The organism is Synergistetes bacterium HGW-Synergistetes-1, from assembly GCA_002839185.1.
In the GTDB taxonomy this organism is placed as follows: domain Bacteria; phylum Synergistota; class Synergistia; order Synergistales; family Synergistaceae; genus Caenicola.
This window is the reverse complement of the sequence record PGXO01000003.1, coordinates 135832-149226: the sequence shown is the minus strand read 5'-3', so window position 1 is coordinate 149226 and position 13395 is coordinate 135832. Positions and strand designations below refer to the sequence as shown.

Below are 13395 nucleotides of genomic sequence, written 5' to 3'. Positions count from 1 at the left end.
GTTTTAGATGGTCCTTCCGACCTCAAAGCCTTCCATTATGGCTTCACCGCCAAGACCTACCTTTGAAGCATCTCCGATGACGCGGACGTCGTAACCCTCTTTTTTCAGTGTATCTGCAAGGCCCAGCACCGGTTTTGCCCCAACAGCAAGGACAACTGTGTCGCAGGGGATCACTTCATTTACGGCACCGGAAACCTTGACACCTGCATCTGTGATCTCGTCAACAGTGGTCTTTGTGCAGATCCTTACTTTGTTCTTTTCAAGGTCTTCCAGAAGATCCCAGCGCGGGACCACTATTTCATCACCTGCGATCGCGTCCAGCATTTCGATGATGGTGACGCCTTTTAAGTAGTTTGCAAGCTGGTTTGCCGTTTCAGCTCCTACGCAGCCTCCGCCCACAACAACTATGCTGTTGCCTGTGTTAACATTGCCTGCAAGCACATCATGTGCAGATACTACGTTGGGCCTGTCGATCCCGGGTATGTTTGGAATGATGGGCACTGCTCCAGTGGCTGCGAAAATGACATCCGGCTTTTCCTTTTTCACAAGTTCCGGTGTGACTTCCGTCTCCATCAGGACAGGTACGTTCAGTTTTTTGAGCTCGTTGAGCTGCCAGTTGATGTAGTTGATCATTTCACCTTTTCCGGGTGGTACGGCACCAATGCGGAACTGGCCGCCGGCCCAGCGGTTCTTCTCGAAAACCTTTACCCTGTGTCCCCGCGAGGCCGCTGTGATCGCTGCTTCAAGTCCGGCAGGACCTGAACCTATGACCATTATATTTTTGGGTGCCTCTGTCTTTTCAAGAGCTACTTTGCTCTCCCTGCCCAGGGTCGGGTTCAGGATACACTGGATCGGGACGTTGTTAAGAAGGTTTTTTACACATCCGTGATGGCATGCGATACAGTTGCGGATCTCGTCAAAACGGCCCTCTTTTGCCTTGTTGGGCGTCTCCGGATCGGTAAGTGACTGACGCCCCATCGCAACAATGTCTGCCTTGCCGGAAGCAATGATAGTTTCTGCCAGCCTGGGGTCGTTGATCCTACCGACTGATATGACAGGAAGTTTAGTTATCTTTTTTACTTCTCCTGCTGCGTCGGTGTTCCATGAATGGCCGCGGTACTGCGATGGGATGATATCATCAAAGGAGCGGTAAACGCCTGCGGAAACATGGATATAGTCAATACCAGCCTCTTCAAGGAATGGGACTATGGTCAGGGTGTCTCCGATATTCCTTCCGCCGGTAACATGTTCATCTGCAGAGATACGGTAACCGACGATAAAATCCTTGCTGACCTTTGAGCGGATATCTTTTACTATCTCTACTGCGAAACGGATGCGGTTCTGGAGCGAACCACCGTATTCGTCAGTGCGTTTGTTTGTATAGGAGGACATGAACTGTGAGATCAGGTATCCATGGGCTCCATGTACCTCTATGCCGTCAAAACCCGCATCTTCAGCTCTTCGCGCACAATCTCCGAATTCTGTAATAATTTTCTTAATTTCCTCGACACTCAACTCTTCCGGCATGTCCGGGCTGAATGGGCAGGGAATTGCAGAAGGTGCCTCAGGTGCCTCGCCAAGCACCATTTTGCTGGACTGCCTGCCGGCGTGGTATATCTGCGCGATCAAAACAGTATCATGCTTGTGGATCCTTTTCGTAAATTCTTTGAAGCCGGGGATTTGCTCATCGTTCCACAGTCCGGGCAAGTGTTTGAACCCTTTTCCGCGAGGCCGGACGGTAAAATCTTCCGTAATTATCATTCCGAAGCCGCCCTTGGCTTTTGTTTCGTGATATGCCGAAAACATTTCGGTACATGTTCCGTCTTCGTTGCAATAGTTCGTTACCATTGGAGCTACCGCCAGGCGGTTCTTCATGGTTTTCCCCTTGATGGTGATAGGACTGAATACATTTTTCAACATTTTTTCATTCCTCCTGTTGTGTTATTGTCTTAGTAAAATGAATTGTCGGTCGATGATGAACGTTTAGCAAACAATGGCTTTTGTTGATTTTAGTGCGCTGATTGTTAAGCTAAAAGGACGGACAATATCAAAAAATCGTAAGTGTAATAACTCTTTAATAATTATCTGATATATTGCATTTTTTTATATCAGTACTTTGGACGTATAATTTTAGTGTGATTGGCCTAATTTCAAAATCCGGTGATAAAAATTGAAAGTTTCAAGATAACAGTGGCGCAGGCCGCGCCTGGTGCGTTGAATAACAAATATCTTTGAAGCTATTTTATTAAGGTTTAAGAATTAATATTAAGGATGCTGCAACTTTTCTTATAAGCGCCAATCTCGATTTTCGATACGAATATCACAGGTGCTACCATTTACGCATTCCACTCCAGTTAATATTTATCTTTCCTTATCATTCGGCTATGCAAAAAATTAATTTAAATGGGCAAAATAGATAACTAATATTGACTATCAAATAACTGAAGGTAAAATGCAAATGAGTTGCATTCGATCTCTTGGAAGGAGGATGTCTGTGCTTGATATTCTTGTAAAAAAGAAAATCGGTACTCTTGATATGGATATAGGCTTTTCCGTAGAAAGGCCTCTGATAACTGTGGTTTTTGGTCGCTCCGGATCAGGCAAGACCACACTGGCAAACATGCTTGCTGGTTTGGTGTGTCCTGACAAAGGTCGTATCAGATTCGAAAATTCTGTTTATACCGATACTGAAGCAGGTGTAAACTTGTCGCCTGAAAAACGGGGAATAGGGTATGTTTTCCAGGAGCATAGGCTTTTTCCTCACTTGAATGTAAAGGATAACCTGACATTCGGGAAATTCCCCGGCGGTAGAAGAAGCAAGGCCGATTTTTCAAAAATTGTTGATCTTCTTCATATAGGTCACCTAATGAAAAGATCCCCGGATACTTTGTCTGGGGGGGAGGCACAGCGTGTTGCAATAGGCCGCGCCCTGTTTGCCTGCACTTCGTTTCTTATTATGGATGAGCCTCTTTCGTCTTTGGACAGCAGACTTAAGGATGGGCTTATGTGTTATATCGAATTGATACCTGAGAACTTTTCTTTTCCTATGATCTACATTACGCACAGCATAGATGAAGTAAAAAGACTTGCGGATATGGTGGCACTGATAAATAACGGGAAATTGGTGTCTTATGGTGTCCCTGATCAGGTTTATGATCAGAGTGGCATAAGACCATTTGCAGCATAAAAATAATGGAGGCATTGAGAATGAAAAAAATTGCGTTGTCTGTGTTTTTCTTGATCATAATGGTTTCGGCTTCGTTTGCAGGAGACGTATCAATTACTACCGGAGCTGGATATATGCAGATGGCGAAGGAACTGTGCGCGGTGTACAAGGAAATATCCGGCAGGAACGTTCAGGAAATGTATGGCGGGAACGTTGGACAGCAGCTTGCACAAATTGAAGCCGGGAGTGGGGTCAATATCATAATTTCTGATAAAGGCACACTTGAATCCGTCAAAACAAATGTCAAATTTGATTCGTATGTACCTCTCGGAAAAACAGTTCTCGTGCTTGCATGGCGCAAAGGAATTTCTCTTTCATCACCATATGACCTGCTTTATGAGGATGTAAAGTCGGTCTGTTATCCGGACCCGAAAGCTGCGATTTATGGGCGTGCTGCTGTGAGTTTTCTTGAGTCATCTGGAATCAAAAATAAAATTCCATGCAAAATATCTCAGTTGTCCACGGTGCCACAGGTATTTTCATACCTGGTGTCCGGGGAAATGGATGCCGGTTTTGTCAACCGTGTTGTAGTGAGGTCAGGCAAGGGAAAAATAGGGGGATTTCTTGAGATAGAAAGCGGTTATCCTCCATTAAATATGGTGGCTGCTGTTGTTAAGGGGCAACAGGCGAAACCGGAGGTCAATTCTTTCATTGATTTTCTTAAGACAGAAAAAGGTAAAGAAATATTGAAAAAACACGGAGTCTGGTAAGCAGGAGGAAATTACAATAGATTATCTGCTGGATCCATCGCTTGTTTATCCTATTTGCCTGACAATAAAGACCTGCTTAGTAAGCATAGTAATGTTCCTTTTGCTTGGTGTTCCTCTTGCTTTTTGGATCAGCAGATCTGAAGGATTCATTTCAAAGCTGGTATCTTTTTTAGTGACTTTGCCACTGGTATTTCCGCCGGTCGCGCTTGGCTACATCTTGCTTATGACCTTTGGCCGTTCAGGAATAGGAGGGGTACTGGAAGAACATACCGGATTTCGTTTAGTGTTTTCGCATACGGGGGTTTTTCTTGCAGCCTTTATCGCCGGACTTCCTATGTTAGTAAGGCCTCTTCAGGCTGCAATGAGAGGCGAAATGGTACTTAAACTTGAAGAGGCGGCGCGTGTGTCCGGATGCGATCCGTTCAGAACCTTTATTTTTGTTACCGTCCCGCTTGTCCGCAGTACTATAGCTTCCGGGCTTTTGCTTGGATCTGCGCGGGCATCGGGTGAAGTTGGCATAACCATGATGGTAGGCGGCAATATTTCAGGGCGCACAAATACAATATCTCTCGAGATATTCAATCGTGTGTCGCGCGGAGAATTTGATGAGGCAGGAACTCTGTGCCTCTTACTTGCAGTTTTTGGATTGCTGTTATTTGTAGCTCTTGAAAAATTACAAAAGAAAAAGGAGTCCTGACATGTTCCACATATCTGATAACTATCTTAGCTCGCTTATGGAAGAAGACCTCCAGCTTATGGACCTGACAGTAATGTCGATGAACATAGAATCTGTTCCCGCCATGCTTGAATGCCATCCTAAAAAGAATTGCATTTTGGCTGGTGTTGAGGAAGCTTCGCGATTGTTTGAAAAAACAGGTTCCAGTGTCGAAATATTATGTCCACAGCGGAAGTTTGACAGAAGGTGGGCAAATATTTCTGCGTGTGCGTGGAACCGCTGGAGCCATTCATTCATGTTGGAAACAGGCACAGAATATCATGGAATATTCGTCAGGTATTGCCACAAGAACTGCCGCTATGCTTAAAAACGCCAGAACGGCCAATCCGTCAGTTCATGTATCTGTAACAAGAAAACACTTTCCGGGAGGAAAGGCTTTGTCAATAAAGGCAGCTCTTGCAGGAGGCGCGTCTATCCACAGATTGGGATTATCGGATTCTATACTTGTATTTGAACAGCATCGGGTTTTTGTGAACAATTTTATAGGACTTATCCCTGTTATGGCGGAGAGGTTCCCTGAGAAAAAAATTGCTGTTGAAGCTAATTCTTTTGAAGAAGCTATCGCATATGTTAAAGCGGGAACGGATGTTGTGCAATGTGAAAGGTTTGAGTATGACGAACTGGAAAAATTTGTAAAAATTGCCCGTGGAATCAATCAAAGTGTCAAAATTGCTGCCGCGGGAGGAATAAATGCTTCAAATGCGGCAGAATACGCAGCTACCGGCGTTGATATACTTGTTACATCCTGGGTATATTTTGGAAAGCCCGAAGACATCAAGATTGTAATATCGCGCGAAAAATAACAACAACTTCTGCTGCAACTCTCTCCATAAAACCCGGGGACGCAAATGCGCCGCGTCCCCGGCATTAGTGCCCTCTGGTTGGGCTGTGAAATACTAAAAAAGTTCAAAACCCTTACTGTTCATCTGCAGCGCTGCTGGCTATACCGCGGAGATAGCAGCCCAGTACTGATGTAGTGTGCGTTCTCATGTCATCAGGTGAACTCTCGATTGCCCAATCAGTTAAGCAACCCCTACTTATAATAGTGATATCAGTTACAAGCTGTTTAACAGGTATATCCTTCCTAATTTCTCCTTTTTTCTGACCTTCTTTCATCAAATTGGTCATTATTTTGAAATAAGTGCGCCTGCGGTCAGTCATTATCTTAGCAAAATCAGGGTTTGAAAGCATATAAGAATATACAACTCCAATATATTCTGCTCCATAATATATACATGTTTCATTCATGTAGAGCATCATTTCTTTAATTATTTCAAGGGTGTTTTTATCTTTAGAATCAGGAGATGTTGTTAGTTTATCAAAATAATTACAGTAAAGTTCATCAAGACGAGCGTGCCAGGCAATAAGCAATTCGTATTTGTTTTTGAAATGATGATACAGAGAACCAACTGATATTTCCGCTGACTCAGCAATTTCTTCGATAGTGACGTTGTTGAAGCCTTTTTCTCTGAATTTCTGATGTGCTACATCGAAAATTTTCTTTTTTGTTCCCTGTGCCTGAAGTTTTCTTTTATTGCTCTTGATATACACGACGAGTACACTCCTAAAATAGACAATAATAATTTATTATACATCCAGATAGTACAATCCAAATTATTTCATGTAAATCAAGCCTAAAAGAAAAAAGACCACAGACAAAGAAATTTTTTTCCACGTCTGTGGTCTTAAGTAGCCTTGATTCAACTAATTTTTAATGTCTGTCAGTCATTGATCCTGCTTTCGGGAGGATAGACCTTACCTTCTTTCATAACAAATGAGCAGTCACGGAGAGCATCGGGGTCTCTTATAAGGTCTCTTTTCCATCCTGCGATGTCTGCCAGCTTGCCTGGTTCTATCGTCCCGACTTTGTCCGATATCTCGCATATTTCAGCGTTGATTCTTGTGGCGGCTTCCAATGCTCTGAAAGGATCCATTCCATTATTGAGCCACGCGTTATATTCCCAGCCACTTTCGTAATTATTGTGGACTGCGACCATATCTGTACCATATCCAAGCTTGATCTTGCTGTTTATGATTATCTCTCTGCCTTTTATGAGTTGATCTTGGTATATTCCAAGTTTTCTCCTGTATTCGGGGCTCTTTTTAGCCAGGCTTTCCTGATCGGGATGTATTGCATCTTCATACGGCATGAAAGTTGGTACGAGATAAGTTCCGGTCTCTTCGAACATTTTTGCTGTCTCGCTATCCATAAGCGAGCCGTGTTCAACTCCTGTAATTCCGTATCCAATCAATTTTTTCATCAGTTTTGGTCCATATGCATGAGCTGTTACAGAAATTTTAACTTCTTTGGCAGTGTCAAAAATTGCTTTGAATTCTTCATCATTTAACTGTATGTCTTCTGGGTCGTCATTTGGTGTGGCAAATCCACCTGTGGCCATTATTTTAAGAAAGTCTGCACCCATTTTTTTCTCTCTACGTACTGCAGATGTAAAGAAATCTGGACCATCTCCACATGTTGGATACTGAGTCATCATGTAATCAGACAAATAGGGGTTATTTCTTACAACTTGTGTCATGTCTCCATGACTTCCGGTCGTACATAAAAAATGAGAAGAGACAATCATACGTGATCCACTAATATATCCCTCATCTATTGCTCGTTTAACATCCAGCTCGTATGCCTCTCTAAACCAGCCGAGTGAACGAATAGTGGTAAATCCTGCCATCAGAGTTTTTCTAACGCATTCTGCTGTTGCAAGGGCACGGTATCCGTCTGAATTAAAAACTGTATCTGCGTAAACGTCTTTCCAGTGGAAATACTGAGGATGCATATGGGCATCTATCATTCCAGGTGTAACGGTTGAATCGAGTAGATCTATTAAGGTCGTATTTTCAGGACATGCGAGATTGTGCCCTACTTCTATTATCCTTTCCCCTTCTATGAGAACCTCCATATTTTCCTGGAGCATTGCATTCAACCCATCGTATAATTTTCCGCATTTGATTTTTGTAAATTTTTTCATTTGTTATATTGCCCCTCCCTTAATTATTTGTTAGTGAGGAAAGAAGCATGGAAGTCATAATAATTTATATTAAATCACGACTTCCATGCTAAAAAACTTTATATTCTATTCGGCTTGGGTTGTGTCAATAGTGATACTACAATGATGATAACGAAAGACAGAGGAAGTGCGACTAATATTGTCTGAAGTCCAAACGGGAATTTTAATATTTCCCAGATGATAGTGAACAAACTTCCTCCTATCATTGATGCAAGTCCGCCAATCTTAGTAACCTTTGGCCATACTAACGCGCAAAGTACAGCTGGTGTTATTGCTGCTGCGTAAATAGTGTAAGACATGTACTGGATCGCAAGTATACTTGGATAAAACTGCAGAATTATATAAGCCACTATGCCGGCAACCAGAATAAACGCCCTTGTAACAAAAACCTGCTGTTTTTCAGTCGCCTTAGGGTTAATAATTTCGGAGTATATATCTACAGTTATATTCGATGATGCAGAAAGAAGATAAGAATCTCCGGTAGTAATAATGAACGCTGATGCGGCAGACAAGAGCATGCCACCCCAGAAAACAGGCAAAAGTGTCGCTGTGGAAATAAGAGATTGTCCTGCAGATATGTTTGTCCCGAAGTAAAGCCTGCCAATAAGAGATATTGTTGCTATGATCGGCATTACAAGGATACATGCGATCATGCATCCCAGAAGACCAATTCGTGCTGTTTTTAAATCTTTTGCAGCGTTTATCCTCTGGTAGAAGTTCTGGTCTCCAACTGTCAGAAAAGCGAGAGGAAGATATGCGCTTAACCATCCAATAAAAGTCTGTCCACCCAAAAAGCTTAGTTGTTCAGGGGTTGCGGTCTCTTTTATCCATGAAAAACCTCCAACGATGTTAAGAAGTGTCGGAAGAGCAATAATGAGGCCAATGAGCATTACAAAAGCACTCATTGCATCTGTTGCAGCTACAGTCTTGAGCCCGCCTGAGAATGCTAGAGCTATTACTATTACGGCGCAAATAAGGGTACATGTTTCAACGGGCAAACCGGTAGTTACGTTAAGGACAAACCCAAGACCCCTATACTGATATGAAACAATGGAGACAAATGCGATTGCTATAATTCCTGCAGCAAGAGTTCTGGCGCCTTTTCCGTAAGAATTTTCAAGAAGCTGAGCTGTAGTATAACAATTGCTTTCACGTATTTTTCTGCTCAACAGCAAGAGTATTATCAGACCGAAAATTGCAGGAAGCATAAAACAAATACCTGGCCAGAGACCAAAATTGTAAGCTAAAGAGTTTCCTCCGCCTGTTACAGTGCCGCCGCCAAGATAGGTGGCAAAAATAGTTCCTATAGCAACGATTTTTCCAAGCCCCCTCCCAGCAAGGAGGAAATCATCTCTTGTTTCAGGACCGCTTTTTTTCGCTTTTCTGTAAAAATAAGCGCCAACGATAATCATTGAGGCTAAATAAGCAGCAACTATCCAAAGCATTTCTGAAACATGTTCAAGTGTGTGCATGAATATTCACCATCCCCTGAAATTTTTATGTTTTATGTATATACGCATTTGCTTGGAACAAATAATAAATTAGGGCCTTGCCTCCTCTCAGTAGAATCAAAGAACGGATACAACAAAACTAGAATGCATTCACCGAATGCAGTATATCATGTACTTTAGTAATTATTCAATATGTATTTTTTGTGAAATGTCCTTGCGTTGAAAAATAATCTACTTTTGATAATTTAAAAATAATAATGCAGTAAAAATTATCAGTGCAACAGAAGAAACAGAATTTTTCTGTAGGCGCAAAATCAAGGCTATAGAGTATGCTGAGATGAGCACGTATAATTTCAACATTTATTCAATTATCAAATCAGGTTATATAAAAGGTGAGTTTCAAGATAACAGTGGCACAGGTCGCGTCTGTGGTATCCGATGTAGAAAAATAGCATGAAGAGGGGTTTGTTCCTGCTCAATGATTGAACAAAAAACGGGAGTTTGCTTCTGGTATTTACCGAACCTTATCTTTCCGGATACGAGATCAAAGAGACGATATCCACTAAGGTACTTTCTCTCTTTGCAGAGAAGACTCGAAACAGCGGGTGCGATGTTCTGATGAGCTATCCTCTTATAGAGCAACCCGTAAAGTAATCCTGTATTGTACTTGAATACTTCTTAGAGGAAAGAGCCCTGCTTTACACAGGAAAATCAACCTAAGCAACTATGCACACTATTCCTAACACCTTACATTCAGCGAAGGTGATAAAGTTACAGTTGCAGAAGCTCTCTACTGCAGGGCTGGGATGTTCGTCTGCAAAGATCTGTGGTACATAATGGACGTTATTTTTTGCGGTTAAGCTGGGAACTGAAGTGATTTTTTACATCTTGGCAGCCGCGGTGCCGGAAAGAGTAGACGGGGAAAGTGTTTATCGAACTGGAAAAAACTGACCCAAATGGCAGTGTTTTCTCTGACGGGCTGTGCCGTATACCGTAAACGGTCCGCCTCCTCCGCTTCGATATACTTTGGAGGATCATATGCCGTAGATTCGAACTGGGATATAATAGTAGAGTTTCCTATCCACGAAAAAGCAGTTGCGGATGTGGAGACAGACCTGAATTATCTTCGTGAGATTCGTGAAAAGAGGCCGCTTTTGCAAAACGAGCTATAAAAAGCACATTTTGCATGACTGTTAACTCCAGGAAAGGATTTCCTGAGATTAATTGGATCCCGGATTTACAATCTACTTATTATTTCCACCACGGAGGCGGATAAAATTTTAACTTCTAAGAGAGGTACGCACAAGGGCTTCACATTGCCTGAACTGCTTGTTGTCCTGTCGCTGATTGCGGTCCTTGCGGCAGTATTTTTGCTGCAATTGTCCCCAATGTTGAATAAGACCGATAAAGCTGCGGATGCAGCATCGTTAAAGACATTGAATTCTGCAACGAATCTTTACAAAACTTTGAACAACGGCACGTCAGGTGGGGATGTTTTTGAGGGTCTTACAACGGACCATGAACGATTGACAGCTCTTTTTGAAGAGGGATATATTGACAGGATTCCTGTCCCCAATGTTGAAAACAACTCTTTTTCATGGAATATCGCTGATCAAAAATGGACCATGACTTATACATCTGCACCGGGACCTGCTACAGACAGCCATGTTGTGACCGCGTCGGAAATCATCATAGAGGAAAGCGGAGGACGTGCGGGTGTTATCACAGGCACATACAGTGGAGATGAAAAGGATATAGTAATTCCTGCGGAAATAAATGGGATCCCTGTTACATCTATTTACCAGGATGTATTTAAAGATAAAGCTCTGACGTCAGTAGTTATAGAAGAGGGCATCACGCGCATACACGCGAGGGCTTTCAAGGATAACGAACTAACAGAGATAATCTTGCCTAACAGTTTGACAAGAATAGATTGGGGAGCGTTTTCCGGGAACGATCTGACGAAAATCACTATCGGCCAGGGTGTTTATCTTGAAGGCAGTGTTTTCCCTTATCATTCTTCTTTTACGGCAGCATACAGTGCAGGAGGAGCAGGCACGTATGTATTAACCAACGGAATCTGGAGCAAACAATAAAATTCTTGCCGCAGTGCATTAAGTTTTCGTTTTCAAACGTGACCATAAAAAGCGGCCTGTCTTTTGGCAAGCCGCTTGATTTTTATGTTTGATTTAAGAAAATTCGCTTAGATATCTTTGTGTAATCCATTGTCCAATATATGACGGAATACGATCAGGGAATTTCTTATGACATCTTCAATATTAGTTGTATCACCTGAGCAAAATATCTCCATCATTTTTTCGTGATTATCCATTACTGTTTTGTCCAGAACATCATTGCCCTTTTTGGAATATGGTCTGCATAATTCCATGACAAGTGTTCCCATTTTGATAACAAATTGATTTCTGGTCGCATTAAGTATTATCTTGTGAAATTCCTGATCTGCCTGGTCTGCCGCCGGTATATGGGCTTCAGAAAGAGTTTTATATTCATGAAATTTTTGACGGATGATATGTTTCTCATCTTCAGTTGCTTTAGTTATGGCAAGTTTTAAAGCAGCGATGTCAAAAATCACCCTGAATTCATATAATTCCTCTGCGTTTGAACGTTGAAGCATCATATCCAGCAAGAGTGGTCTTAAAATCTGAGTGCCCAGAGTTTCCCTCAAATAAGTGCCTTTTCCCTGTGAAGATTCAGCTACACCCAACACCTGCAGCATCTTGATCGCTTCACGTATGCTTGATTTACCGACACCATATCTTTCAGCCAACTCGCGCTCAGAAGGCAAGCATTCCCCTGGTTTGAACTCACCATCCCGGATAGAGTTTTGAATGTTCTCAAGAACTAACTGAGACAGTGTGTTTTCCCTTTTTAAGTTCATCTCCAAGACCTCTCCTGATCATTTATTTTACATTGTAAATTGAAGGGCGCAGCAAGAATTATAAAGTTTCAGCTGTATATATTCTACTATAAACAAATTCTAAAAAACTTATTTTTATTAAAAAATTAGAATGCGGACCTTAATATTATTTAACCAATAATCATTTCAAACAATATTTTCCTTAATTGCATAATTTTAACTGCTTGACAAAATGTTTATAAAATATAAAATCTACTTATCTGATATCTGCTAATCAGACATCAGAAGTATACCACAACCGAGGTGCTATTTTTATGATGCAATTTATCAGATCTATTAATGTAGTTGATGCTCATACCGCTGGAGAACCGATAAGAGTTGTGGTTTCGGGGCTCCCTAAAATTCCCGGTTCAACAATGCTCGATAAAATGGAATGGTTTGATGAGAATTTGAACGGAGTCAGAAACTTCCTGATGCGTGAACCAAGAGGGCACAAGGACATGTTCGGCGCGATCCTTACGCCTCCTGTAACTGACGATGGCCACGTCGGAGTTTTATACACTCACACTACAGGACAGGCTACCATGTGTGGTCATGGAACCATAGGGGTAGTAAAAGTACTTGTTGAGACAGGTGTAATTCCTGTCACAGAAGGAGAAAACACAGTCAGGATAGATGCTCCTGCCGGACGTGTAACAGCAAGAGCCATTGTGGAAAACGGAAGAGTTAAAGAAGTTTCTTTTCAAAATGTTCCTTCTTTTCTTTACAAGGACAACATTGAGGTCGATATTCCAACTATAGGCAAGGTTAAAGTCGCGGTCTCCTTTGGCGGAGGTTTCTACATTTTTGTCGAAGCAAAAGATTTGGGACTTGAAGTAATACCTGAACATGGTTCTTTGATAGCAAAGCATTCGATGTGGCTGAAGGATTGGGGCAACAGGGAATTAAATGTAGTGCATCCTGAAAATCCAGGCATAAAAGGTATCTACGGAGTCATAGTTACCGGACCTTCAGAAAAGATAAGCACTGGCTGGAAATCCAAAGAGACATGTGTATTTGCAGATTCTGCAATTGACCGTTCTCCGTGCGGAACAGGGACGTCAGCAAGAATGGCACTTCTTTACGGACGTGGACAGATGGCTCCTGAAGAGACATTAGTGAATAGCAGCATACTTGATACCACATTTTATGGATCGATAGACGGACTGACAGAAATTGGAAGCATCAAGGGAATCGTTCCCAGAATAGCTGGCCCTGCCTGGATCACAGGTTTCAACCAACTGGTACTTGATCCTGAGGATCCGCTAAGTGAGGGTTTTCTGATTTAAATAATAAATTCAGCTATGAGAGGGGGATACCACCGGCAATAAA

11 protein-coding genes and 1 pseudogene are annotated in these 13395 nt (G+C 42.2%); 7 read left to right on the top strand and 5 right to left on the bottom strand.

Annotation, left to right across the window (positions count from 1 at the left end):
• Positions 1-3: 3 nt before the first annotated feature.
• Complete coding sequence (locus tag CVV54_03515; GenBank protein PKL05033.1) at positions 4-1920, bottom strand: NADH:flavin oxidoreductase; 1917 nt, start codon at positions 1918-1920, stop codon at positions 4-6.
• Positions 1921-2452: 532 nt separating this feature from the next.
• On the opposite strand from CVV54_03515, the gene CVV54_03510 reads away from it, so the two are divergent.
• From CVV54_03510 to modD, 4 genes and pseudogenes are all read left to right on the top strand, one after another.
• Positions 2453-3187 (top strand): molybdenum ABC transporter ATP-binding protein, encoded by a 735-nt coding sequence (locus CVV54_03510; protein PKL05032.1) that lies wholly within the window; start codon positions 2453-2455, stop codon positions 3185-3187.
• Positions 3188-3192: 5 nt separating this feature from the next.
• Positions 3193-3936 carry a molybdate ABC transporter substrate-binding protein gene (modA, locus tag CVV54_03505; protein PKL05031.1) on the top strand — a complete coding sequence of 248 codons (744 nt, stop codon included), beginning with the start codon at positions 3193-3195 and terminating at the stop codon, positions 3934-3936.
• 91 nt (positions 3937-4027) lie between these two features.
• Positions 4028-4633, top strand: a complete 606-nt coding sequence (locus tag CVV54_03500) for a molybdenum ABC transporter permease (GenBank protein ID PKL05030.1) — start codon at positions 4028-4030, stop codon at positions 4631-4633.
• 1 nt (position 4634) lies between these two features.
• Positions 4635-5475 (top strand): annotated as a pseudogene (gene modD / locus CVV54_03495) (ModD protein).
• 112 nt (positions 5476-5587) lie between these two features.
• Here the strand turns inward: modD and CVV54_03490 are convergent.
• From CVV54_03490 to CVV54_03480, 3 genes are all read right to left on the bottom strand, one after another.
• Positions 5588-6256 carry a hypothetical protein gene (locus CVV54_03490; GenBank protein ID PKL05029.1) on the bottom strand — a complete coding sequence of 223 codons (669 nt, stop codon included), beginning with the start codon at positions 6254-6256 and terminating at the stop codon, positions 5588-5590.
• A gap of 137 nt (positions 6257-6393) precedes the next feature.
• Positions 6394-7656, bottom strand: coding sequence for a peptidase (locus CVV54_03485; GenBank protein ID PKL05028.1), 1263 nt, complete (start codon positions 7654-7656; stop codon positions 6394-6396).
• Positions 7657-7754: 98 nt separating this feature from the next.
• On the bottom strand, positions 7755-9167 hold the full coding sequence (locus CVV54_03480; GenBank protein PKL05027.1) for a sodium:proline symporter: 1413 nt from the start codon (positions 9165-9167) through the stop codon (positions 7755-7757).
• 935 nt (positions 9168-10102) lie between these two features.
• On the opposite strand from CVV54_03480, the gene CVV54_03475 reads away from it, so the two are divergent.
• Positions 10103-10318 carry a hypothetical protein gene (locus CVV54_03475; GenBank protein ID PKL05026.1) on the top strand — a complete coding sequence of 72 codons (216 nt, stop codon included), beginning with the start codon at positions 10103-10105 and terminating at the stop codon, positions 10316-10318.
• Positions 10319-10462: 144 nt separating this feature from the next.
• On the top strand, positions 10463-11242 hold the full coding sequence (locus CVV54_03470) for a hypothetical protein (protein ID PKL05025.1): 780 nt from the start codon (positions 10463-10465) through the stop codon (positions 11240-11242).
• Positions 11243-11349: 107 nt separating this feature from the next.
• Here the strand turns inward: CVV54_03470 and CVV54_03465 are convergent, their stop codons facing one another.
• Entirely contained in the window at positions 11350-12045 is a 696-nt protein-coding gene (locus CVV54_03465; protein PKL05024.1) for a hypothetical protein, read from the bottom strand.
• Between the two features lie 293 nt (positions 12046-12338).
• Here CVV54_03465 and CVV54_03460 point away from each other — a divergent pair, with 293 nt between their 5' ends.
• On the top strand, positions 12339-13352 hold the full coding sequence (locus CVV54_03460; GenBank protein ID PKL05023.1) for a proline racemase: 1014 nt from the start codon (positions 12339-12341) through the stop codon (positions 13350-13352).
• Positions 13353-13395 lie beyond the last annotated feature (43 nt).